The organism is Aliishimia ponticola (genome assembly GCF_004803475.1).
Classification (GTDB): Bacteria; Pseudomonadota; Alphaproteobacteria; order Rhodobacterales; family Rhodobacteraceae; genus Aliishimia; species Aliishimia ponticola.
On sequence record NZ_SRKY01000003.1, the window covers coordinates 115920 to 139364 of the forward strand.

Sequence of the window (23445 nt, forward strand, 5' to 3'; positions counted from 1 at the left end):
AGTCCTTCCACTGGCTCGGCAAACCCGCGCCCGTATAGCCCCCTGCGCTCTGCGGCGAAAGGGTGGACTTGCGCGAAGGAATGCGCGAATTGACGGGTCGTGCTTTGCAGGAGAGAGTATCATGGGTTTTGTTCTGCGCTGGATCTTCGCGTTCCTGCTGCTTGCGGCCACGTATAACCCCACGCGCTACAATTATGGCCGTTGGGTCAGCGACTATGGGCAGGATAACCTATCCATCGCGGTGCTGGCCGGTCTGGTTCTGCTGGTCGGCTACATCATCTATCTGCGCGCCACGCTGCGGTCGATCGGTGCGTTTGGCATGTTTCTGGTGCTGGCGCTGGTCGCGGCGATGCTGTGGGTGGCCTATGATTTCGGATTGATCGATCTGGAAGACCCCAAGTTCAATACGTGGCTTGCGTTGATCGCGATGGCCACAGTTCTGGGAATCGGACTGAGCTGGAGCCATGTGCGCCGCCGCCTGTCCGGTCAGGCCGATATGGATGACGTCGACGAGTAATTACTCCGGCAACTGGACGGGCTGCCCGTGCGGCGTGTCCAGATAGGCGGCCTGCCACGCGGATTTGAGCCCCTGCACCGCGTCGGCATCGGCCAGCCCGCGCTCAGCCAGCAGGGATTCGAGCGTTTCCAACCACGCGTTGAAGTAATCCTCGCCGCCATTCAGGTCTTTCGTCAGACCGTGATCCGCCAGCGTCACGCCAAAGCGCGCGGCCCAATCGGGCCAATCGAAATGCCCGGTCTCGTTCAAATGGACGGTCAGCGCGAAAAGCTGCGCGTGCCACGGCTGTTCGAAGACCGGCTCTGGCGTCATGCGGGCTCCAGATAGCTTTGCCACAGGTCAAGGATGACCTCATCGCGCGGATGTTCCGGTGCGGCCCAAAGCTCGGAGGCTGCGAAGGCGACGGAATATAACGGTTCTGGCCGTTCGCCCAGACCGTGGGCATTGGCATCGGGAAACACATGCGCGCCGTGACAGCGCAGGATACGTCCCTTGGCCCCGGCGGCATAGGCTGGAAGGCGGGTATGTCCGCCCGCGATCATCCGGTTGGCAGCCGGGCGCAGCGTGCGGACGGTATCCCCGGCCTCAAATCGCGGGGACCGCGTCGATGGCCGGTCTGCCGGGCCGCCCGCTGACAGAACCCCGGCCACCTTCGCGGCGGTCATCACGCGGTCCGCCAGATCCGATTGCACCGGATCGCTGCCTGCCAGTTCTTCGCGGGTGACGACGCCATGGGCCACCAGCAGATCGGCCAGCGCGGCAATCCATTTCTCGAAATAGGAAAACCGCGCGTAATCCTTTGGCGACAGCGCCTCGCGCGCGTGGCGGGAGACGTCGATATTCCACTGCCCCAGCCCGCCTGCCGCCAAAGTCACCGCCAGCGCGCGGCCATGCCAATCCTCGGCAAAGACCTTTGGTTCGGGGGCCGGGTTCACGGGGCCGTCGCCGAACCGGCCACCCATGTCATGCACGCGTGTCATGGGCGGGCCGCCAGACCGGTGCCGATCATCGAATCGCGTGTGACAAGCGGCATCAGCTCTTGCACGGACCAGCCTTCCGTCCCGGCGGGGCGCTGCGGGATGACGAGGTAGCGCACCTCTGCCGTGGAATCCCAGACCCGCACCGCCGTTTCTTCGGGAAGGGAGACACCGAATTCAGCCAGCACCTTGCGCGGCTCTCGTACCGCCCGCGCCCGGTAGGCATCGGACTTATACCAGCCGGGCGGGATGCCCAGCAGCGGCCACGGATAGCAGGAGCACAGCGTGCAAACGACCATGTTATGGTCTGCCGCAGTGTTTTCGACCGCAATGATATGTTCGCCCTGACGCCCGTAATAGCCCAGTTCCGACACGGCTGCGGTGGCATCCTGAAGCAAGGCTGCGCGAAATGCCGGATCGGTCCACGCCAAGGCGACGACATGCGCGCCGTTCTTCGGCCCCACCTTGTTTTCATAGGTGTCTATAATCTCGTCCAGCGCGGCGGGATCGATCAAACCCTTGCGGGTCAGAAGCGTTTCAAGCGCCTTGACGCGCAGCGCCGGATCGGGCGGCAAAAGCGCGTGTGGATGGTCGTGGTCGTGGTGATCATGCGGCATGGGCGCAGATTGACGGTGCAAATCGCCCCTGTCCAGCCCTCAGCCTCTTGCCCCGGAGCGGAAACTTCCATAGATACCCCGCGAACCGCCAGCCGCCATCTCAAGGATTTCATGGAAAACGTCGTTCTCATCGTACACCTGTTCCTCGCACTGGGGCTTATTGCCGTTGTGCTGATGCAGCGCTCCGAAGGTGGCGGGCTTGTCGGCGGCGGCAGCACGTCGACCGGGCGTCCCCCGGCCACACCGCTGGGCAAGGTGACATGGGTTCTGGCAGGTGCGTTCATCTGCACCTCGATCGCGCTGACGATCGTGGCGGCGCAGAAATCCGCAGGTGTTTCGGTCATCGACCGGCTTGGCACGACACCGCCCGCCGCAGAAGGCGGCATCAACCTATCGCCTGATCTTCAGGACGGTGACAGCCTGTTGCCGCCCACATCGGACGAAAACGCGCCGCTGGTTCCCAGCGCAGACTAAGACACTACAACCAATTGAGGTCCGCGAAATGCGCGCAACATGATGTTGAGCGCATCTTGCTTCACCACGGCGAATCTGGATATACTTAAATCCCGTGGTGTTGCGTTTTTTCGCGGCCCAAAGATGCATGATTGCAGGCTGACAGCAGATCACGGGAGGCCCTCCGGACTATGGCTCGATATGTATTCATCACCGGCGGCGTGGTGTCCTCTCTTGGCAAGGGGCTGGCTTCGGCGGCCTTGGGCGCTTTGCTACAGGCACGGGGCTTTTCCGTGCGGTTGCGCAAGCTGGACCCTTATCTCAACGTCGATCCGGGCACGATGTCGCCATTCGAACATGGCGAGGTGTTCATCACCGATGATGGCGCTGAAACCGACCTGGACCTTGGCCACTACGAACGGTTCACAGGTGTGGCGGCGCGGCGGACGGACAGCGTGTCCTCCGGCCGGATTTATTCCAACGTGCTCGAAAAGGAGCGCCGCGGCGACTACCTTGGCAAAACGATCCAGGTGATCCCGCACGTTACCAATGAAATCAAGGACTTCATCGAGATCGGCGATGACGAGGTCGATTTCATGCTGTGTGAAATCGGCGGCACGGTGGGCGATATCGAAGGCCTGCCCTTCTTCGAGGCGATCCGCCAGTTCAGTCAGGACCGCCCGCGCGGCCAATGTATTTTCATGCACCTGACGTTGTTGCCTTGGATCAAGGCGTCGGGCGAACTCAAGACCAAGCCGACCCAGCACTCCGTCAAGGAATTGCGGTCCATCGGCATCGCGCCGGATATTCTTGTGTGCCGGTCCGAAGGGCCGATCCCCGAGAAAGAGCGTGAAAAACTGGCCCTGTTCTGCAATGTCCGCCCCGACAGCGTGATTGCGGCACAGGATCTGTCCACCATCTATGACGCGCCGCTGGCCTATCACCGCGAAGGGCTGGATCAGGCGGTCCTGGATGCGTTCCAGATCAACCCGGCACCGAAACCGGACCTGTCCAAGTGGGAAAACGTGTCCGACCGCATTCACAACGTGGATGGCGAGGTGCGCGTGGCGGTCGTGGGCAAATACACCCAGCTTGAGGATGCGTATAAGTCCATCGCCGAGGCGCTGACCCATGGCGGCATGGCGAATCGTGTGAAGGTCAAGGTCGAATGGGTCGATGCGGAGGTGTTCGAAAAGGAAGACGCCGCGCCCCATCTGGAAGGTTATCACGCGATCCTCGTGCCCGGCGGCTTTGGCGAGCGTGGCACAGAGGGCAAGATCAAGGCCGCGCAATTCGCGCGCGAGCGGAAGATCCCCTATCTGGGCATCTGCCTTGGCATGCAAATGGCCGTTATCGAAGCGGCGCGCAATGTGGCCGGTCTGGATACCGCCGGGTCCGAGGAATTCGACCATGAGGCGGGCAAGAAACGGTTCGAGCCGGTGGTCTATCACCTCAAGGAATGGGTGCAGGGCAACCACAAGGTCGAACGCAAGGTCACCGACGACAAGGGCGGCACAATGCGGCTTGGGGCCTATGACGCGGTGCTGATGGAAGATTCGCGCGTGGCCAAGGTCTATGGCAAGACCTCGATCGATGAGCGTCACCGCCACCGGTATGAGGTGGATATCAAATATCGCGAAAAGCTGGAAAAGGCGGGTTTGCGGTTCTCTGGCATGTCGCCCGATGGCCGCCTGCCCGAGATCGTGGAATGGCCGGACCATCCGTGGTTCATCGGCGTTCAGTTCCATCCGGAGCTGAAATCCAAACCCTTCGATCCGCACCCGCTGTTCCGGGATTTCGTCCGCGCGGCCAAGGAAAACTCGCGGCTGGTGTGATCCCGCACCGGGCTGTTTGGCGCGCTGTTCAAGGCTTGTGCCCTCGCGCCGTTTGCGGCTTGGGTATAAGCACGTCCGACATGATTTGCCCGAAGTGAGCCAACGCCGACATGCTGTCCTACCAACACGCCTATCACGCCGGGAACCTCGCCGATCTGCAAAAGCATGGGGCCTTGGCGTGGACGCTTGCCTATCTGACGCGCAAGGACAAACCGCTTAGCTATATCGAAACCCATGCCGGGCGCGGGCTGTATGACCTGTCGGGCGCGGAGGCGACCAAGACGGGCGAAGCCGCGCAGGGGATCGAGGCTCATGCCGATTGGTTCGGCCCCGATCACCCGCTGTCACAGGCACGTGCCGCAGTCATCGCGGCACATGGGCCGCAGACCTATCCCGGCTCTCCGGCCATCGCGGCGCATTTGCTGCGCCCCGGCGACAGCCTGCATCTGGCCGAACTGCATCCGGGCGAACATGGGGCATTGCGCGAAGGCTTTCGGCGGCAGGCCAAGCTTTACAGGCAGGATGGGTTCGAGCTGGCCCATGCGCTGACCCCGCCCACACCGCGCCGCGGGCTTTTGCTGATCGATCCGCCCTATGAGATCAAGGATGATTACGCCGATATTCCGCGCCATATCGGCAAGATCGCCAAGGCGTGGAATGTCGGAATCATCATGCTGTGGTATCCGGTTCTGACCAGTGGCGCGCATGAGGATATGCTGGCGCGTTTGATGCGCGCCCATCCAGAGGCGCTGCGGCACGAGGTCCGTTTCCCCCCGGCCCGCCCCGGTCATGGCATGGTCGGCTCTGGCCTTTTCGTGCTGAATCCGCCCTTCGGGCTGGAGGAGGAATTGCGCCGCCTCTCAACCCTCTTTGCCAAGCTGAACCGCTAGCACGCTACCGCGAAGGCCCTTTTCGTGGTAGGATCGCGCCCATGTGGCGTTCGCTTGTCCTGTCCTGCCTGCCCGTATCTGCGCTTGCCTGCGGCGCGCCGATTTGCCGTGTCGCGCCCGATACGCTGGAGCTTGCGCAAATCATCACCTTCGACGATCTGCCTTCGGGCTGGGATCCGGGGCACCGCGTGGATGATCTGTTGCGCCTGCCGGGGGCCAGCTTTGCCGAACGCTTTGCGGGCCAGACCCTTGGGGCCGAGGGCGATCACGACACGGTCAGCGGTCCGGCGCTTGCCCCGCTGACCTTGCTGCCCGGCGCACCGGGGCAGACCCTGTCGGTGGTGCGGCTTTATTCCAGCAATATTCTCAACGGCTATGGTCCAGCGGGGTATCCGTGGACCCATGGGCAGGGCGAAGGCGCGATTGCGGTTCTGTTCGACGAGGATCAACCGGCGCTCAGCTTTCAGGTTCTGGGCGGCGAGGATGGCGCGGCCACCGTGCAATTCCTGCGCCGGGACGGCTCTGTCATCCATGTGGCACGGGTTGGTGGGCTGGGTCCGGTCTCTCTTGGCTTTCGGCGGGCGGACGATCTGCCGGATATCGCGGGATTTGTCATCACCAATACCGATCCCCAGGGGCTGGCCATCGACAATTTGCGCTTTGGCCCGCCGCCAAAACTCGGTTAACACTGCGCCCATGTTCGAACGACTCTTTCCGCGCAAGAAGCGCGACCCGAAACCTCTGCCGCAGCCTGACAGCCAATTGGCGCTTGGGGCGTTATTGATCCGTGTGGCGCTGGCCGACCGGCAGTACAAGCTGGCCGAAGTGGCTGCGATTGACCGTATCTTGCAGGCGACCTTCGGCATCGGCCCGCTGGAGGCCGCCAAGCTGCGCGCGGTCTGCACCGACCTTGAGATGCACGCCGCAGACAAGGCCGAATTCGCCAAGATCCTGCGCGACGAGGTGGATTATGCCGAGCGTATGGGACTGGCCCATGCGATGTGGCAGGTGGTCATGGCCGATGGTGAAAGCCACAGCCTTGAAGAAGGCGTCGTCGAAGAGATCGAGACCGCCCTGGGTCTGAGCGAAGAAGATTGCGCGGCGGCACGTGCGGCGGCGCTTGGCGCGGGCGAATAAGCCGCCTATATCACCAGACATGTTCGGAGAATTCATCAAAAGATTGACCGCCCCGCAGCCTGCGCGCTTGCCGGATGCGGATGCACGGCTGGCGCTGACGGCGCTGCTTGTGCGTGTGGCCCGCTCGGATGGGTATTACGCGGAAGCCGAGAAGGCCCAGATCGATGCGGCGATGTCGCAACGCTATGGTCTGGACGGCCCCGCGATGGAAGAATTGCGCGCACAGGCCGAAGTGCTGGAGGCCGAGGCCCCCGACACCGTCCGGTTCACCCGCGCCATCAAGGATGCGGTGGGCTACGAAGACCGGTTGGGCGTGATCGAAGCGCTTTGGGGCGTGGTTCTGGCCGATGGCGAACGCGCCAAGGAAGAGGATGCGCTGCTGCGGCTCGTGTCCTCCCTGCTTGGGGTGGAAGACATGGACAGCAATCTTGCGCGCAAGAGGGTCGAGGCCAGCCTGTGATCGCGCATCTGGGCATGTATGACATGGCCCATTTGCGGGAGGCGACCGATGCCTTCTGGCACCTGATCCGGCGCGAACTGGGATTCGGCCCGGCGGAGCTTACCCGCGAGGGCGATTTTTGGGACATCTGGCAAAGCCCGGACCTGCTGCTGTCGCAAACCTGCGGCTACCCTTATCGCGCCGTGCTGCATGACAAGGTGCAGCTTGTGGGCACGCCGGATTACGGCCTGCCCGGATGTCCGCCGGGGTATTACAATTCCATCTTCATCCGCCGCCGCGACGATACGCGCGCGGCACTGGGCGATTTCGATGGGGCGCGCTTTGCCTATAACGAGGCGCTGTCCCAGTCAGGCTGGGCCGCCCCGGTGCATCACATGATCGGAACCGGGATTCGCCCCGGAACGTTGCTGGAAACCGGCGGTCATGCGGCGTCTTTCGCGGCGGTGCGGGACGGGCGCGCGGATTTCGCGGCCCTCGACGCGCTGACACTGCAATTGCTCCAGTCCAGCGATCTGGACGGCACGGGGGATGTGGTGGCCATGGCCGCAACGCAGCCCACCCCCGCCCTGCCCTATATCACCGGCACGGCGCGGGATGCCGAACAGCTGCGCAGCGCCATAAGCCGGGCCATCGCCGCCTTGCCACCGCAAATGGCGCAACAGCTTTGCCTTCGCTCGGTGGTGACGATCCCGGCCCAAACCTACCTGGACGTGCCAACGCCGCCCGGCCCGGATGCCCTGCTGCACGCAGGGTGATTGCGGGCCTGCCTCAGCGCCCGCAACACAGGACAACCCCTGCCTGAAAAACGGGCAATTGACGCTGATTTTCGCAAAAACAGGCAATTTCTTCGTTGCATCAACCGCGAATATTCGTCCACATGCTGCAAATCCTGATCCAAGTAGGCCCACGTGACCGACATTGATCCCGTCATAGAAATCAAGAACCTCCACAAGTCTTATGCGCGACTGGAAGTGCTCAAAGGGGTCGATATTGCTGCGCCGCGCGGGCATGTGATCTCTCTCATCGGGTCTTCGGGGTCGGGCAAATCCACCTTGCTGCGATGCTGCAACCTTCTGGAAGACAGCCAACAGGGCGAAATCCTGTTCAAGGGGGAGCCGGTCAAATGGCGCGGTTCGTCTCATGGGCGTCGCCCTGCCGACCCCGCCCAGGTGCTGCGCATCCGCACCAATCTGTCGATGGTGTTCCAACAGTTCAATCTGTGGTCCCATCTGACGATCCTGCAAAACGTGATGGAAGCGCCCTGCACCGTTCTGGGACGCGACCGGGCAGAGGTCGAAGCGTCGGCGCGCGCCTATCTCGACAAGGTCGGGATTGGCGACAAGTGCGATGTCTATCCGGCGCAGCTGTCTGGCGGTCAACAGCAGCGGGCGGCCATCGCGCGGGCGCTGTGCATGGAACCCGAAGCGTTGCTGTTCGACGAGCCGACCTCGGCGCTGGACCCGGAACTGGAACAGGAAGTCGTCAAGGTCATCAAGGATCTTGCCGCCGAAGGGCGCACCATGATTATCGTCACGCATGACATGAAGCTGGCAGCGGACCTGTCAGACCATGTCGTGTTTCTTCATCAGGGGTTGATCGAAGAAGAAGGCCCGCCAGAGCGCCTTTTCGGCAACCCCCAATCCGAAAGGCTGCGCGGTTTCTTGTCCGCGACACATGCAGCCTGATCATAACCAACAGACGGGAGTACGTCATATGAAACACTTGATCCTGACCACTGCGGCGCTGGCATTGTCCGCCGGGTTCGCCTTGGCCGATGGCCACGGAAAAACCGTGCGCATGGGCACCGAGGGCGCGTATGCCCCCTATAACTTCATCAACGACGCGGGTGAGATCGACGGGTTCGAGCGCGAGCTTGGCGACGAGATGTGCAAGCGCGCCGAGCTGACTTGCGAGTGGGTCAAGAACGACTGGGATTCGATCATCCCGAACCTTGTGGGTGGCAACTACGACACCATCATGGCCGGCATGTCGATCACCGACGAGCGCGACGAAGTGATTGATTTCACGCAAGATTACTATCCGCCGACCGCATCGACCTATGTTGCGACATCTGAAGGTGTCGATCTGGAAGGCGGCGTCATCGCGGCGCAAACCGCCACGATCCAGGCCGGTTACGTGGCCGAAAGCGGCGCAACACTGGTTGAGTTCGCAACGCCGGAAGAAACCGTTGCTGCCGTGCGCAATGGCGAAGCGGATGCCGTATTCGCCGACCGCGACTACCTTGTGCCGCTGGTCGAGGAATCGGGCGGTGAGCTGATGTTCGTGGGCGACGACGTTCCGCTGGGCGGAGGCGTTGGCATGGGCCTTCGTGAATCCGACACCGATCTGAAAACAAAGTTCGATGCGGCGATCACGTCCATGAAGGAAGACGGCACGCTGAACGCGATGCTCGACAAGTGGTTCGGCGAAGGCACCGGCACGTACTGATCCAACACGTGGGGTAGGCGCAAGCCTACCCTACACCCCTTCCCGGCCCTTGCCCCATCGGGGCGTGCCGGGCTTTCAGGTTTCCCCCGCACATGCAGATCATCATCCCCGGATACGCCGTTCTGGCCAAGGTTCTGCGCCCGGACGGTCATGCGGAGGGGCCTGGTTATTTCTGTGCGTTCGCGGTGCGGGCGGTGTCCCAATCCGAAGCGGAACAGCGCGTGCAGACGGAACTTGCCGCCGCCCCCGATACGGCCAGCGTCAGCATCGAAGACACCCGCGCCTTGGTGCCGGGCGAAATCCCTGACACGGTCGACTTCCAAGCCTTGGGCGCGCGTATCCCCATTCAGGCCGGTCCATCGGACGGCGGCTGACGTTTTCGCATCAACGGCAGCGCTTAGAACAAGAAGCTGTCATCCACGAAAAAATCGCGCCATTCCACCGTATCCTCCACTTCGACGAGCAAACGCTCATTCGTGGCATCGACCTTCAGCGTGAAGAAGCGGTTGCCGTCCAATTCTGTCATCCAGCATTTCAGATCGTCGCGGCTGCCGACCCCCGCAAAGCCCCGCAGGTCGATCACGTCCTGACCGATTGCGAAATCCTCGATCACGTCGATCAGCAGGGACCGCTCCTGCCATTCGCCGGACAAATCCCCCCAGCGGATCAGATCGCCGGTGTCGAAGACGAACACATCCGCGCCGCGCCCGCCATGGGCGCTATCCCGCCCGGTTCCGCCTTGCAGGATATCCGCGCCCGATCCGCCGCTGAGCATGTCATCGCCTTCGCTTCCGAACAGCCGATCGATGCCGTTTTGCCCATATAGCGCATCATCCCCGCCATCGCCGCGCAGCACGTCGTCATGGCGACCGCCGTACAAAATGTCAGCCCCGCCCTGACCGTAAAGGTAATCGTCCCCCGCGCCGCCATGGACCCGGTCATCGCCGCTGCCCCCATCGACGCGGTCCGCGCCATCGTCGCCATACAGGGTATCCGCCCCGGCATTGCCATAGAGACGGTCATTGCCCGCCCCGCCAGAGACCTCATCGGCCCCGTCGCCGCCATAGGCCCGGTCATCGCCCGCGTTGCCCTCCAACACATCCGCGCCGCCGTCGCCGTAAAGATCGTCATGCCCGCTGCCGCCCCAGACATGGTCATCGCCCGCCCAGGCGCGCACCACATCATCATTGAGCCCTGCGGCGATCAGGTCGTCCTGGGCCGTTCCGGTAATTTGCTGCGCCACATCGGCTGCATCCTGATCGGTGTCGTTTATCCGCACGCCCCCGGCCCCCGGTGTCATGCCCGCTGGCACATAGTTTTGCGGATCGGTGAAGGGAATGTCTTCCAACGCGTCCCAGTCGATGGGCTGGGTCAGGAAATGTGCCTCTTGCGCGCCGCCATTTGCGCCGCCTGTGCCATCCATATCGACCCGCGCGCCTTCCAGCGCATAGAACACCCGCCCCGCGGCGGTGGTGATCAGCAACCACTGTTGAGGATCGGCATCGGGATCGTCGAAATCGCCGTTATAAGCGACCAGCCGGACATTGCCCGGCAAATCGGTCAGGTCGATATCCGCACCGTCGATCTGAATCCTGTCTTCGGAGGCGTTGAAATCTTCGATCCGGCCGACAACCGTGCCCTGCACCTCGTCGAGATCGGTAAAGTTGAAGCGGTCCGCGCCCGCCTCTCCGCGCACGTGATGGCCGTGGGAAATGGTCCGGTAAATCCCGTCCGTATCGGTGAAGTCGTGGATGTCGTGAAAGCCAAGGTTGAGAAGGTCGTCGCCCGCCCCTGCCCATGCGTGGATCTGGCCCCACCATTTGGTCGCCGTCAGGTCCAGCCTATCGTCACCCGCAAAGGAAAACACACCGCGATTGCCAAGTGCAGTCATCACATTGTCGGCGGGCGTGCCATAATCCTTCGGAGCCATTCGCAAAGCCTTTCTGCTGCGTTGCGGATACGGCCCGGTTTCACCGCGCGCGCCGCAGGGTCAGGCTACGGGGCGCGGCTGAATCGGACAACCATAGGTGCAAAAATTTGCATTTCTTTCCGTCATTCGCGCTTTCCTGACGTGTCAAAGGCAAACCGCTCTGGTCACTGGCCGAAACTTTCGGATAAATTAACGAAATCGCGCGATCCGGCGCGTTGCCAGCCACTGAACCGGGACACCACCATCTATAATTATTGCTCCGATCCCGATGCGCTTGAGGGTGTCAAATGGCTGAGTTGCTATTTGACCACCGGCGTGCATTTCCAGTTCTACAACGCCTTCGTGAAGGTGCTGTTGCTTCTGGCCGTCACCGCGCCTGTGGCGTTGTCTTTCGGCTTTGCCGGGGCGACGGCGGCGCGGTCGCGTTTCCTGCCGCTGTCATGGCTGGGGCGCGGCTATATCGCGGTGGTGCGGGGCGTTCCGGATATCGCGTTCTTCCTGTTCTTCGTGATCGCGCTGGACCAGATGTTCGAATATGTGCGGCATGTGGCGCTTTGCCCCGACTGGGAAGACCCGATCCGGCAGGGCGCGGATTTCATCGTGTGCCAGCAGGCGAAACTGCCGCTAAGTTCTGCCCGAGAATGGGTGCATGAAACTTACGCATTCGCGCTGGCCGTCTTCACCTTTGCCATCGTCTTTGGGGCCTTTGCCGCGAATGTGCTGTTCGGCGCGATGCAGGCCGTCCCCCACGCCCAGCTTGAAACCGCCGAAGCCTATGGCATGAGCCCGCGCCAGACCTTCTGGCGGGTGCTGGTGCCGCAGATGTGGGTATTTGCGCTGCCCGGCCTGTCGAACCTGTGGCAGATCCTGATCAAGGCGACGCCCTTGCTGTTCCTGCTGGGGATCGAGGATGTCGTCTATTGGGCGCGCGAGCTTGGCAGCACGAAAACCGCACGGTTCTCTGACTACCCGCATGGGGATTGGCGCATGTGGTACTTCCTTGCGCTTCTCGTCTTCTATCTTGTCATGACATGGGGATCGGAGCGTTTGCTGAACCGGATCGGTGCGCGGCTCTCGTATGGGCAGGCCACGGCGGGCGGTGAGGCGATGCGCAAGGGGGCGGCGCTGTGAGCTGTATCGAAACCATTCAGGCCTATGGGCTGCGGTCGCTCGGGATCGGCGAACGGCTGTTGCCGCGCAGCGACTTTACCTTGTGCGAACAGTTCACCCTGATCGGGTCCGGCATGATCTGGAACATCTATTTCGGCGTCGTAGCGCTGCTGATCGGGTTCTTCTTCGCCACCGGGCTGGCGCTGGCCAAAACGTCCCGGAACCGCTGGCTGCGGCTTCCGGCGGATGGGTTCATCTTCTTGTTCCGTGGCTCGCCGCTGTTCATCCAGTTCTTCTTTGCCTATTTCCTGTTCCTCAGCCTGAAGCGCACAAACGACTTTTTCGATCCTTTCACCGCCGCGTGGCTTGGTGCGACGATCGTACTGTTTTGCAATACCGCCGCCTATTCGGCGCAGATTTTCTACGGCGCGCTGCAATCGGTGCCCAAGGGCGATCTGGAGGCCGCGGATGCCTATGGCATGTCAGGCTGGTCGCGGTTTCGCCGGATCGTCTGGCCAACCATGCTGCGGCTGGCATGGCCGTCTTATACGAATGAGGCGATCTTCCTGTTCCACGCCACGACGCTGGTGTTCTTTTCCGGCTTTCCGGCGTGGCAGCAGCGGGGCGACGCGCTTTATTACGCAAGTTACTTCGCGGACAAGACGTTCAACCCGTTCGTGCCCTACCCGATCCTCGCGCTTTATTTCGTGCTGCTGACACTGTTGGTGATCGGCGGGTTTGGCCTTGTGAACCGGCGTCTGAACCGGCACCTGCCACAAACGGCGCGGCCCCGCTTGCGTTTGCGTCCGAACCTCATTCGGTAATCTTGCCAGCCCGCAAAGCTGGGTGTACGGATTGCGAGCGAGGTATCTAATGAAAATCGGCTTACTGATTACGGGTCACGTTCCGCAGCAATTGCGAACTGTCTATGGCGATTACGATCGGATTTTTCGGCGCTTTCTGGACGGGAACGATTTCGAATTCCGCGACTTCTTTGTCGTCGACAACCACCTTCCTGCCGGGCCAGAGGTCGCCGATGCGTGGCTGATCACCGGCTCGCGCCATGGCGTCTATGAGGACCATCCGTGGATTCCCCCGCTGGAGCGGCTGATCCGGCAGATCAGGGACAGTGGCAAGCCGCTCGTCGGCATCTGCTTTGGCCATCAGATCATCGCGCAGGCCCTTGGCGGCACGGTCGAGAAATATCCCGGCGGCTGGGCTGTGGGGCGCACGACATATGACAGTGGCAGCGACGCATTGACGCTGAATGCCTGGCACCAGGATCAGGTCATTGCCCCGCCCCCCGGGGCCGAGGTCATCGCGTCCAACGACTTCTGCCCCTTCGCTGGACTGCGCTATGGCGACACCGTGCTGACCTATCAGGCGCACCCGGAATTCACGACCGATTATGCCCGCGACCTTGCCGAGATACGCGGCCCCACCGTTCTGGATGACGAGACGCTGCAGCGCTCTCTGGCCTCGCTTGAGGGGCCGAATGACAATGACGCCATCGCCGCGAAGATCGCCGCGTTTCTCTCTGGCGCGAAGGTGACAGCATGACAACCGATTGGATGGCCGACCTGCCGGAGAACGCCCGCGCGTATCTGGAAGGGCGCAAGCTGGACGAAGTGGAATGCGTCATCGCGGACCTGCCCGGCATCGCCCGGGGCAAAGCGGTTCCGGCCTCGAAATTTGCGCGGCAGTCGAAATTCCACCTGCCCGACTCGATCTTCTATCAGACCATCACGGGCGATTGGGGAGAGGCCGCCGGGGCCGAGGGCTTCATCGAACGAGACATGGTGTTGATCCCCGACATGAGCACCGCAACCGCCGCGCCCTGGACGGCGGACTGGACGCTTCAGGTGATCCATGACGCCTTTGACCGGCATGGCGAACCAGTCCCCTTTGCGCCGCGCAATGTGCTGCGCCGCGTGGTCCAGCAGTATCACGAGATGGGTCTAAAACCCGTGGTCGCGCCGGAGATGGAATTCTTCCTGATCGCGCGCAACCTTGACCCCGCCCGCGATATCGAACCGATGACCGGACGCTCTGGCCGGCCTGCGGCAGCGCGTCAGGCCTATTCGATGACGGCGGTGGATGAATTCGGCCCGGTGATCGACGACATCTATGATTTTGCCGAAGCGCAAGGGTCAGAGATCGACGGGATCACCCAAGAAGGCGGCGCGGGCCAGTTGGAAATCAACCTGCGCCACGGTGACCCGATCAAGCTGGCGGATGAGGTGTTCAACTTCAAACGCCTGATCCGCGAGGCCGCGCTGCGGCACAATTGTTTTGCCACATTCATGGCCAAACCCATCGCGGATGAGCCGGGATCGGCCATGCATATCCATCATTCGGTGCTGGATCTGGAAACCGGGCAGAACATCTTTTCCGGTCCGCAAGGGGGCGAAACGGATGCGTTCTTCCATTTCATCGCCGGGCTGCAATATCACATGCCCGCCGCGCTCGCGATGCAGGCGCCTTATGTGAACAGCTATCGCCGCTTCGTTCGGGACCATGCCGCCCCGATCAATCTGGAATGGGGCCGCGACAACCGCACGACTGGCATTCGCATCCCGCTGGCAGAGCCGGATGCGCGGCGCGTGGAAAACCGCATCGCCGGGATGGATTGCAACCCTTATCTGGGGATTGCGGCCTCTCTCGCCTGCGGTCTTCTGGGCCTGAAAGAGGAACGTCGCCCGCATCGGCAGTTCCGCGGTGACGCCTATGAGGGCGAAGGCGATATCCCGCGCGTTCTGGGCGAGGCGCTGACTCAGTTCGAAGACAGCACCGCCCTGCACGAGGTGATCGGGCCGGAGTTCGCACGGGTCTATTCCATCGTGAAACGCGCCGAGTACGAAGAATTCCTGTCGGTGATTTCCCCTTGGGAACGCGAGCACCTGCTGTTGAACGTGTGAGGTTGCCGGATGAAGTTGCTGTATGCCAATGACCGCAAGGGAAGCTACCCGGAGAGTTGGTATGCTGCGACGACTGCGCAACTGCCGCCCTTCGCTTCGCTGAAAGGTGAACAGCGCTGCGATGTCTGCGTGATTGGCGCGGGCTATACCGGCCTTTCCGCCGCGCTCCATCTTGCCGAAGCCGGGCGCGACGTGATCCTGATCGACGCGCAACGCGTTGGCTTTGGCGCATCTGGGCGCAATGGCGGGCAGTTGGGATCGGGGCAGCGGCAGGATCAGAAGACGCTGGAAAAGATGCTGGGCCGCGGCATGGCGGTGAAGCTGTGGCATCTGGGCGAAGAGGCGAAGGGGTTGGTCAAATCCCTGATCGACCGGCACGGCATCGACTGTCATCTGCGGCCCGGTGTGGCATGGACCGCCACCCGCCAGTCAGAGGTCGATGATCTACACGCCTATGCCGATTTCATGGCCCGCCAATACGACTACAAGATCGAAGCCTTCGGCGCGCAGGCCTTTCGCGATATCTGCCCCTCGCCGGAGTATCACGGCGGCATTCTGGATATGGACGCAGGGCATCTGCACCCGCTGGCCTATGCGCTTGGTCTGGCGCGCGCAGCGCAGGCGGCAGGTGTGCGCATCTTTGAACAGACCGAAGCGCATCATATCGAACAGACCTCCCCCGCGACCATCCGCACCGGCCAAGGCCGGATCAGCGCCGATCATGTGATCCTCGCCACTAATGGCTATTCTCAGGGTCTGGCCCGCCCGGTCGCACGCAATGTCATGCCGATCAACAACTTCATCGCCGCGACCGAACCTTTGGGTACGCGCGTCGAAGAGGTGCTGCGGCGCGACATCGCGGTGTCCGATGATCGCTTCGTCATCAATTACTTCCGCCTGTCCCATGACGGGCGCCTGTTGTTCGGAGGCGGCGAATCCTATGGCTATCGCTTCCCGTCGGATATCGCCGCCGTGGTGCGCAAACCCATGCTGGAAATATTCCCCAGCCTGAAGGATGTCGGCATCGACTATGCCTGGGGGGGAACATTGGCGATCACCGTCAAACGCCTTCCATTCCTTGCGCGCGTCGCGCCCAACGTGTTGTCCGCCTCCGGGTATTCTGGCCATGGGGTCGGCTCTGCCACCCATGCGGGCTGGTTGATGGCCAAGGCGATCGAGGGCGATGGCGACGGGTTCGATACGCTCGGCGCGATCCCCTCCACCGCTTTTCCCGGCGGCCCGGCCTTCAAGTCGCCCCTGCTTGCCATGGCGATGAGCTGGTACGCCCTGCGCGACAGGCTCGGCATCTAAGCCCTACCCTGCCCCTAAACCGACGCAGCCCGTATCGGGGCGGCTGGCCCGTTACGGGCCTGCAACGGGCGGCTGTTTTCCGCCCTGCGACAGTATTTTCACTTTGCGCGCTTTCGCGTCTGGTTTAAATGAATCGAAAACGGCAATTAAGGAAATCAAAATGTCGAGCCTTCCAGACGTGCATGCCGCCGAACCGATCCCAGACCGCGTGATGTCCGAAATCGAGCGCCTGATGCAGTCCGGCGACCTGTTCCGTTATACCGCGCCGCAAGATGCGCCGGTCGCGCTGCTGGAAGCGGAATTCGCCCGGATGATGGGGACGAAATACGCGCTGGCTGTCTCGTCCTGCTCTGCCGCGCTGTTCCTGTCGCTCAAGGCGTTGGATTTGCCGCGCGGCGCGCGGGTGCTGATCCCCGGCTTTACCTTCGCGGCGGTGCCCTCGTCGGTGGTGCATGCCGATTGCGTGCCCGTGTTGTGCGAAGTCGGTGAGAATTACCGGATCGACATGGCCGATTTCGAAACCCGTCTGGACGATGATATCGCAGCGGTGATTGTCAGCCACATGCGCGGCCACACCTCTGACATGGATGCCATCATGGCGCTTTGCGATGCGCGGGACATTCCGGTGATCGAGGACGCCGCGCATTCGCTTGGCACGCTGTGGAAGGGCGAGAAGATCGGCACCATTGGCCGGGTCGGCTGTTTCTCCTTCCAGTCCTACAAGATGATCAACGCGGGCGAAGGCGGCATTCTGATCACCGACGACGCCGGTCTTGTTGCGCGCGCGGTGATCATGTCCGGCGCCTACGAGCATAACTGGAAAAAACATGCGGCCCCGCATGGTGACAATACCGGCGCGCTGGAAGACGCCTTCGGGCGCTGGCAGAATAAACTGCCGCTTTACAACCTGCGCCTGTCGAACCTGTCGGCAGCCATCGCCCGCGCGCAATTGCCCGAGCTTGAGCGTCGCTGCCGCGATGGGCTGGCCAATCACGACTATCTGGCGGGGCTGCTTAGCCGCAATGCCTGCATCGACGTCCCCGCCCCGCTGCCGGGCGAGCAGCGCGCGCCGGATTCCATCCAGTTCAACCTGTGCAATCTGGACGATGCGCAGATCCGCGCGTTTTCCGATACCGCTGCGGCCAATGGTGTGAAGGTGCAGGTCTTTGGCCAGTCAGAGGACAACGCGCGTGCCTTCTGGAATTGGCAGTTCATCGACGACCTGCCAGAGCTGCCGCAAACGCGCGCCATGCTGATGCGGGCCTGCGATGTGCGCCTGCCAGTCCGTCTGACACGCGACGAAATCGACGCGGTCGCCAAGGTGCTGCTGGATGCGGTGGAAACGGTCTGCGCGCCGCGCGTCGCGGCGGAGTGATCCAAGACGCCTTTTTTGATGCGGCCCACGCCTGTGCGCGCGGGCTGCATATCCTTCGGCGCGACCTTACTTGAGCTTGGACAACTTGTCCTGAAGTTCGGCCAGTTGTTTCTTGATGGAATCTAGGTCTTCGCCCTTTTCCTCGCCATTCGGGGGCGTATCGCCAGCGCCGCCTTCCGGCGCGCTCCACCCCCCGGAAATCCCGCCGGTCATCGCCTTGAGAAACGCCTGTTGCTGCGCCTGCATGGCCTCAAAGCCAGGCACCTGCGCCATCGGGTTGATCGCCGACATGTTTTCCAACATGCGGCTTTGGCTGTTGCGCAACATATCGAAGCTGGCTTGCAGGAATTGCGGCACGACGCTTGCCCCGCCGCCCATATAGGCGCGCACAAGATCGTTCAGCACATCGACAGGTAGGACGTTTTCGCCCTTGCTTTCATGCTCTGCGATGATCTGAAGAAGATACTGACGCGTCAGGTCGTCGCCCGATTTCAAATCGACGATCTGCACCTCGCGGCCTTCCCGGATGAACCCCGCGATATCCTCGAGCGTCACGTAGTCACTGGTCTCAGTGTTGTACAATCTGCGACTAGCGTAGCGCTTGATCAACAAGGGGGCCTGTTTTTCCGCCATACGGCTTTTCCTCCGGTTCCTTGAGGCTCGATTGAGCCATGTCGCAGCGCAGCACAAAAATTCGGCAGGCGCAACCCTCTGGGTAATAATCCTGCGCGCAGACCGCACCGTTCGAACAAAGAAAAAGGGCGGGTCCGAAGACCCGCCCAGCATCATTGCGCCTTAAGGGAGGAGGATGGGCGCAAATCAGATTGTCACCGTTTACATCAATGGGAGAACCAAAATACTCGTGACCCCTATCGATTAAGCGGCTTACTTGGATGCAGCGGCTTTCTTGGCTGCGGCAGTCGCATCGGCAGTTGCTTTTTTCACAGCTGCGGTTGCGTCTTCCTGCATGTCTTTGCCTGCTGCCATCATCAGCTCGACAGTGTCCATTTGGACTTTCTTGGCGATTTCTGCGTAGGCGGCCATGTTCTCTGCTGCGACTTCAGCCGAAGCGGATGCGAAGTCGGAGATCGCTTTTGCGTAGTCTGCCGGCTCTGCCTTGACCTTGGACATTTCTGCCATCTTGGACAGGGTGTCTTTGGTCCATTTGTTGGACAGCTCGGCGGATTTCTCGACGGCTTCGATTGCAACGCCGGACAGTTTTTCATTCAAAGTCGCGGTGCTTTTGAACGCGTCTTCCATCGACTTGGTGTCAACCGGGAATGCGCCCATGAAATCTTTCATCATCGCGGTAAAATCAGGTGTTTGGGTAGCCATTTGTTTAAGTCCTTGTATTCTGCCAAGTGGGCATCTTCAGCACCGTGTGAGTGCTTCGTTGTTGTTGACAAGAATATGCATGCTGCACCGCAGCATTTCAAGTATTTTTTCTGCGGTGCAGCAAAAAACTTCAGGACGAAAATTTTTGCTTGGTTTTCAGATGGATGCCCGGATGCGCACGTAGGTGCCGGGCGCATCTTCCAGCAATTTGCGCCCATCATCGCCGGGATTTCGTGCGGGAATCATCTTGCCCGAACGCTTGTTCAGCCACTTTTCCCACCGCGGCCACCACGATCCCTTGTGGTACTCACCGCTTTGCTGCCAGTCGGACGCGGACAGGGTCAGGTCGTCATTGGTATAGTGGCCGTACTTGTTCTTGCTGGGCGGATTGACGATGCCCGCGATATGGCCGGATTCCGACAGCACGAAGGTCCGGTCCTTGGACCCCATCAGCTGCACACCGCGATAACAGTCCTTCCATGCGGCGATGTGATCGGTCTCGCAGGTCACCGCAAAGAGCGGCACATCGACCTCGTCCAGCACCAGATGGTGCCCCCCCAGATCGAACCCGGTCGTCGAAAGCTCATTGCGCTGACACAGCCCGCGCAGATACTGCATCGCCATCTTGCCCGGCAGGTTCGCCCCGTCCCCGTTCCAATAGAGCAGATCGAAGGCCGGAGGCGCTTCGCCCATCATGTAGCTTTTGATCGCCGGGCTGTAGACCAGATCGTTGGAGCGCAGGTAAGAGAACGTGCGCGCCATGATGACGGATGGCAATATGCCCTTGTCCTTCACCTCCTCTTCGATTCCGTCGATGAAATCGTTCTGCAAGAAGGGCGTGAACTCCCCCTGATCGGAAAAGTCGGTCAGCGCGGTGAAGAAGGTCGCGGACTTGATGCTGTTGTCCCCTTCCTGCTTGAGCCATGACAGCACCATGGCCAGCGTGGTTCCCGCAATACAGTAGCCGACCACATTGATCTGCTTTTGGTCGGTGATCTTCTTCACCTCGTTGATCGCGGCGACATAACCATCAAGGACATAATCCTCCATCCCGACATCCGCGTAGGTCGCGTCGGGGTTGATCCAGCTGACGACGAACACGGTATAGCCCTGTTCGGACAGCCAGCGGATCAGGCTGTTCTGTGCCTTGAGGTCAAGGATGTAGAACTTGTTGATCCAGGGCGGGAAGATCAGCAGCGGGATCTCGTGCACCTGTTCTGTCAGGGGCTTGTACTGGATCACTTCCATCATGCGGTTGCGAAACACCACCGACCCTTCGGAGGTCGCGATATTCTCGCCCAGCGCAAAGGCTTTCTCATCGGCCAGCTTGACCACCAGCTCGCCGTCATTGGCCTCAAGATCGGCGATCAGGTTTTCCAGCCCCTTCACAAGGCTCTCGCCCTCGGTCTCCAGCGCTTTTTCCAGCACGTCTGGATTGGTGGCGAGGTAATTGGTCGGGGCCATCATGTCGATGATCTGCTGCGAGAAGTATTTCAGCCGCTTCTTTTCCATCGGGTCCAGATCGACCGCATCATCGACCGCCGCACGAATAGCATCGGAATTGATTTGGTATTGCTGCTTGATGAAATTGAAATAGGGATGCGTTTCCCACAGCGGGTTTTTGAAACGGCGATCAGAGGGGCCGGGATTCTCGGGCGCTTTGAACCCGTGCATGGCAAAAGCCTGCTGGGCCTCCATGAAGTGGGTGACCGCCTTGGTCCAATAGCCCATCTGGTGTTCGATCAGACGGGCAGGATTCGACACCCCTTCCTTCCAATAGGCCGCTGCTGCGTTTGCGAAAAGCTCCGGTCCCGGTGCGTCCAGACTGGCGTTATGGCCCTTCCTGTTCGATATCACCCGTAAAAGACGCTGCGACAGTTCCTCGATCTTCTTGAAATTTTCATTCATTTTCTCAAGGTTTTGGCCGTCGGCCTTCAGTTCTGACATGGTTCTCCCCTTGCCCACCTTGTCAATTTCATTGTCATTTTAACCGTTACATATTACCTTCGCACCTGCAGCATTGCCCGCCGGGTCCTCCGCGCCCGTTTTGCCTGCACCGTTGTTGACGAGTGATGAGCCAGTGGAAGGCTCGATCAGACGAAGGAGACGCAGATGCGTTCGATGCTGAGCTACGACTGGATGGAAACCCTCCGAAATACGAACCAATGGCTTGGCGCGTCTGCACGCGCTCTGGGATCATATCCGGTTTTTTCTGTTATGCCTAATCCTGCTTTGCATTGGATGCAGGCTTGGGGCGAAGTCACCGAACGTTCTTTTGAGCGCATGATTGCAAAGCCTGACTGGAACATCGATTCCATCACCTGCGAAGACGGGCGGGACCATGTGGTTCAGGTCGATACCGTGGTGCAGCGGGCCTTTGGCGACCTGATTCACTTCAATGTCGTGGGCCGCGAGGAACAGCCGCGGCGCATCCTGCTGGTCGCGCCGATGTCCGGGCACTATGCGACCTTGCTGCGCTCGACCGTGAAATCGCTGATCACCAATTGCGAAGTCTACATCACCGACTGGCATAATGCGCGCGACATTCCGGTATCCGAAGGCAAGTTCGATGTGGAAGATTACACGCTTTATCTCGTCGATTTCATGCGCGAGATGGGCCCCGACACGCATGTGATTGCCGTCTGCCAGCCTGCCCCGCTGACACTTGCCGCCACGGCGTATCTTGCGGAGGACGATCCCAAGGCGCAGCCGCGCACGCTGACCCTGATCGGTGGCCCGATCGACCCGAATGCGACGCCGACTGACGTGACCGATTTCGGCCATCGCGTCACGATGGGCCAGTTGGAGCATAGCATGATCCAACGCGTCGGTTTCAAATATGCGGGCGTGGGCCGCAAGGTCTATCCCGGCCTGCTGCAGCTGACATCGTTCATGTCGATGAATGCGGACCGCCACGGGCAAGCCTTCATGGACCAGATCACGCGCGTCGCGCGCGGCGAGGCAAGCGATCACGATGCCCATAACCGCTTTTACGACGAGTATCTGGCGGTGATGGATATGACGGCCGAATTTTACCTGTCCACGGTCGAGCGTATCTTCAAGAATGGCGAAATCGCCAAGAACGCCTTTGTCGTGGACGGCAAGAAAGTGGATATCGGCAAGATCACCACTGTCGCGGTCAAAACCGTCGAAGGCGAAAAGGACGATATTTCTGCCCCCGGCCAATGTATCGCGGCACTGGGCCTGTTGACCGGTCTGCCGGACAACAAGAAAGCCTCGCATGTGGAACCCAATGCGGGCCACTATGGCATCTTCGCGGGCCGCAGCTGGCGCAACAATATCCGGCCGCTGGTGCTTGATTTCATCGACAGCAATTCCGGCGAGGCAAAGCCCCGCGCCGCCAATCAGAACGCCGCCGCCGGGTAAACCGGCGCGGCCTGACGCGGCAAAGGCTGCGCGCTTTGGCGGTTCAGGCCAGCCAGTTGCGCAGCGCCGCCGTCGTCTCTGCCGGCTGTTCAAGCGGCGGCAGATGACCGGAATTTTCCAGCACCACCAGTTTTGCACCGGGGATCAATTCCGCCATGAATGTATGGCGCTTGACCGGGCAAAGCTGGTCATGGCGCCCGCACAGGATCAGCGTCGGCACTTTGCACTTGGCCAGTGTCGCCTGCTGATCCTTGCGCCGCTGCAACGCACGGGACTGACGCACGAATATCTCCGGGCCCAGCGTATCGGCCATGTCCATCACCAGATCCAGAATGTCATGGCTGTGCCCCCCCGGCGCGAGATAGCGCGGCTTCATCTCGTCCTGCATGACCTCGCGCAGCTTGCCGGTCCGGACCTTGACGATCTGCGGCTCGCGCGTGGCGGCCACTTGCGGCGTTTCGGGCAGTGGGTTGGTCGACAGCAAGGCCAGCTTGGCCACCCGGTCGGGGGCGCGGCGCAAGATCTCCATCGCGACGATGCCGCCCATGCTCAGCCCAGCCAGTGCAAAGCGGCGCGGCAGTTGGTCCAGCAGACCCGAGGCGATTTCCTCGATCCGCTCGCCGCGCGTGATCGGGGCGCTGACAACCGTATGATCGGCAGAAAGTTCCGCGATCTGGGGGCCGAACAATCGCGCGTCACACATCATTCCGGGTAACAGAACCAGCGGCTCCGGCATGGGCACAAC

The 23445-nt window shown here is 61.3% G+C and carries 26 protein-coding genes; 18 read left to right on the forward strand and 8 right to left on the reverse strand.

Going from position 1 to position 23445, the window contains the following annotated elements; genetic code table 11:
• Positions 1 to 121: 121 nt before the first annotated feature.
• Positions 122 to 517 carry a DUF6524 family protein gene (locus E4Z66_RS11670; RefSeq protein WP_136463211.1) on the forward strand — a complete coding sequence of 132 codons (396 nt, stop codon included), beginning with the start codon at positions 122 to 124 and terminating at the stop codon, positions 515 to 517.
• On the opposite strand, the gene E4Z66_RS11675 is transcribed toward E4Z66_RS11670, so the two are convergent.
• Genes E4Z66_RS11675 through nthA form a run of 3 tightly spaced genes read right to left on the reverse strand, consistent with a single transcriptional unit; the run spans position 518 to position 2111 of the window.
• Positions 518 to 829, reverse strand: coding sequence for a nitrile hydratase accessory protein (locus tag E4Z66_RS11675; RefSeq protein WP_136463212.1), 312 nt, complete (start codon positions 827 to 829; stop codon positions 518 to 520). It lies immediately after the preceding gene.
• Positions 826 to 1497 (reverse strand): nitrile hydratase subunit beta, encoded by a 672-nt coding sequence (gene nthB, locus E4Z66_RS11680; RefSeq protein ID WP_136463213.1) that lies wholly within the window; start codon positions 1495 to 1497, stop codon positions 826 to 828. The genes E4Z66_RS11675 and nthB overlap by 4 nt, the downstream gene beginning before the upstream one ends.
• Positions 1494 to 2111 (reverse strand): nitrile hydratase subunit alpha, encoded by a 618-nt coding sequence (gene nthA / locus E4Z66_RS11685; RefSeq protein ID WP_136463214.1) that lies wholly within the window; start codon positions 2109 to 2111, stop codon positions 1494 to 1496. The genes nthB and nthA overlap by 4 nt, the downstream gene beginning before the upstream one ends.
• A gap of 111 nt (positions 2112 to 2222) precedes the next feature.
• Here nthA and secG point away from each other — a divergent pair, with 111 nt between their 5' ends.
• The 10 genes from secG (at position 2223) to E4Z66_RS11735 (ending at position 9708) form a co-directional block, all read left to right on the forward strand.
• Positions 2223 to 2585, forward strand: coding sequence for a preprotein translocase subunit SecG (secG, locus tag E4Z66_RS11690; protein WP_136463215.1), 363 nt, complete (start codon positions 2223 to 2225; stop codon positions 2583 to 2585).
• Between the two features lie 170 nt (positions 2586 to 2755).
• Entirely contained in the window at positions 2756 to 4399 is a 1644-nt protein-coding gene (locus tag E4Z66_RS11695) for a CTP synthase (RefSeq protein WP_136463216.1), read from the forward strand.
• Between the two features lie 110 nt (positions 4400 to 4509).
• Positions 4510 to 5289 (forward strand): 23S rRNA (adenine(2030)-N(6))-methyltransferase RlmJ, encoded by a 780-nt coding sequence (locus E4Z66_RS11700; RefSeq protein WP_136463217.1) that lies wholly within the window; start codon positions 4510 to 4512, stop codon positions 5287 to 5289.
• Positions 5290 to 5330: 41 nt separating this feature from the next.
• Positions 5331 to 5975: a hypothetical protein gene (locus E4Z66_RS11705; protein ID WP_136463218.1), complete on the forward strand. Its 645-nt coding sequence runs from the start codon at positions 5331 to 5333 to the stop codon at positions 5973 to 5975.
• Between the two features lie 10 nt (positions 5976 to 5985).
• A complete protein-coding gene (locus E4Z66_RS11710) occupies positions 5986 to 6426 on the forward strand; it encodes a tellurite resistance TerB family protein (RefSeq protein WP_136463219.1) in 441 nt (146 codons plus the stop codon).
• Positions 6427 to 6445: 19 nt separating this feature from the next.
• Entirely contained in the window at positions 6446 to 6886 is a 441-nt protein-coding gene (locus E4Z66_RS11715) for a tellurite resistance TerB family protein (protein WP_136463220.1), read from the forward strand.
• The gene (locus E4Z66_RS11720) at positions 6883 to 7641 is read left to right on the forward strand and encodes a phosphate/phosphite/phosphonate ABC transporter substrate-binding protein (protein ID WP_246035999.1); all 759 of its coding nucleotides are present in this window, start codon (positions 6883 to 6885) and stop codon (positions 7639 to 7641) included. Before E4Z66_RS11715 ends, E4Z66_RS11720 begins: the two co-directional genes overlap by 4 nt.
• A gap of 153 nt (positions 7642 to 7794) precedes the next feature.
• On the forward strand, positions 7795 to 8571 hold the full coding sequence (locus E4Z66_RS11725; RefSeq protein WP_136463221.1) for an ABC transporter ATP-binding protein: 777 nt from the start codon (positions 7795 to 7797) through the stop codon (positions 8569 to 8571).
• 28 nt (positions 8572 to 8599) lie between these two features.
• Positions 8600 to 9334, forward strand: a complete 735-nt coding sequence (locus E4Z66_RS11730; protein WP_136463222.1) for a transporter substrate-binding domain-containing protein — start codon at positions 8600 to 8602, stop codon at positions 9332 to 9334.
• 92 nt (positions 9335 to 9426) lie between these two features.
• Entirely contained in the window at positions 9427 to 9708 is a 282-nt protein-coding gene (locus E4Z66_RS11735; protein ID WP_136463223.1) for a hypothetical protein, read from the forward strand.
• Positions 9709 to 9731: 23 nt separating this feature from the next.
• Here E4Z66_RS11735 and E4Z66_RS11740 read toward each other — a convergent pair whose 3' ends face one another.
• Positions 9732 to 11264: a calcium-binding protein gene (locus E4Z66_RS11740; RefSeq protein WP_136463224.1), complete on the reverse strand. Its 1533-nt coding sequence runs from the start codon at positions 11262 to 11264 to the stop codon at positions 9732 to 9734.
• 243 nt (positions 11265 to 11507) lie between these two features.
• Between E4Z66_RS11740 and E4Z66_RS11745 the strand changes: the two genes are divergently transcribed.
• The 6 genes from E4Z66_RS11745 to E4Z66_RS11770 all read left to right on the forward strand — a co-directional run bounded on the left by E4Z66_RS11745 (position 11508) and on the right by E4Z66_RS11770 (position 17978).
• Positions 11508 to 12395, forward strand: coding sequence for an ABC transporter permease (locus E4Z66_RS11745; protein WP_136463709.1), 888 nt, complete (start codon positions 11508 to 11510; stop codon positions 12393 to 12395).
• Positions 12392 to 13198: an ABC transporter permease gene (locus tag E4Z66_RS11750; RefSeq protein ID WP_136463225.1), complete on the forward strand. Its 807-nt coding sequence runs from the start codon at positions 12392 to 12394 to the stop codon at positions 13196 to 13198. Before E4Z66_RS11745 ends, E4Z66_RS11750 begins: the two co-directional genes overlap by 4 nt.
• A gap of 49 nt (positions 13199 to 13247) precedes the next feature.
• The gene (locus tag E4Z66_RS11755) at positions 13248 to 13934 is read left to right on the forward strand and encodes a type 1 glutamine amidotransferase (RefSeq protein WP_136463226.1); all 687 of its coding nucleotides are present in this window, start codon (positions 13248 to 13250) and stop codon (positions 13932 to 13934) included.
• Positions 13931 to 15292 (forward strand): glutamine synthetase family protein, encoded by a 1362-nt coding sequence (locus E4Z66_RS11760; RefSeq protein WP_136463227.1) that lies wholly within the window; start codon positions 13931 to 13933, stop codon positions 15290 to 15292. Before E4Z66_RS11755 ends, E4Z66_RS11760 begins: the two co-directional genes overlap by 4 nt.
• Positions 15293 to 15301: 9 nt before the next feature.
• Positions 15302 to 16603 carry an NAD(P)/FAD-dependent oxidoreductase gene (locus tag E4Z66_RS11765; RefSeq protein WP_136463228.1) on the forward strand — a complete coding sequence of 434 codons (1302 nt, stop codon included), beginning with the start codon at positions 15302 to 15304 and terminating at the stop codon, positions 16601 to 16603.
• A 160-nt stretch (positions 16604 to 16763) separates the two neighbouring features.
• Positions 16764 to 17978, forward strand: coding sequence for a DegT/DnrJ/EryC1/StrS family aminotransferase (locus tag E4Z66_RS11770; protein ID WP_136463229.1), 1215 nt, complete (start codon positions 16764 to 16766; stop codon positions 17976 to 17978).
• Positions 17979 to 18044: 66 nt separating this feature from the next.
• On the opposite strand, the gene phaR is transcribed toward E4Z66_RS11770, so the two are convergent.
• The 3 genes from phaR to E4Z66_RS11785 all read right to left on the reverse strand — a co-directional run bounded on the left by phaR (position 18045) and on the right by E4Z66_RS11785 (position 21260).
• Positions 18045 to 18611: a polyhydroxyalkanoate synthesis repressor PhaR gene (gene phaR / locus E4Z66_RS11775; protein WP_136463230.1), complete on the reverse strand. Its 567-nt coding sequence runs from the start codon at positions 18609 to 18611 to the stop codon at positions 18045 to 18047.
• Positions 18612 to 18863: 252 nt separating this feature from the next.
• Positions 18864 to 19313 carry a phasin, PhaP gene (locus E4Z66_RS11780; RefSeq protein ID WP_136463231.1) on the reverse strand — a complete coding sequence of 150 codons (450 nt, stop codon included), beginning with the start codon at positions 19311 to 19313 and terminating at the stop codon, positions 18864 to 18866.
• 156 nt (positions 19314 to 19469) lie between these two features.
• Positions 19470 to 21260: a PHA/PHB synthase family protein gene (locus tag E4Z66_RS11785; RefSeq protein WP_246036000.1), complete on the reverse strand. Its 1791-nt coding sequence runs from the start codon at positions 21258 to 21260 to the stop codon at positions 19470 to 19472.
• Positions 21261 to 21425: 165 nt separating this feature from the next.
• Between E4Z66_RS11785 and phaZ the strand changes: the two genes are divergently transcribed.
• A complete protein-coding gene (phaZ, locus tag E4Z66_RS11790; RefSeq protein ID WP_136463232.1) occupies positions 21426 to 22700 on the forward strand; it encodes a polyhydroxyalkanoate depolymerase in 1275 nt (424 codons plus the stop codon).
• Between the two features lie 43 nt (positions 22701 to 22743).
• On the opposite strand, the gene E4Z66_RS11795 is transcribed toward phaZ, so the two are convergent.
• Positions 22744 to 23436, reverse strand: coding sequence for an alpha/beta fold hydrolase (locus tag E4Z66_RS11795; RefSeq protein ID WP_136463233.1), 693 nt, complete (start codon positions 23434 to 23436; stop codon positions 22744 to 22746).
• Positions 23437 to 23445: the final 9 nt, after the last annotated feature.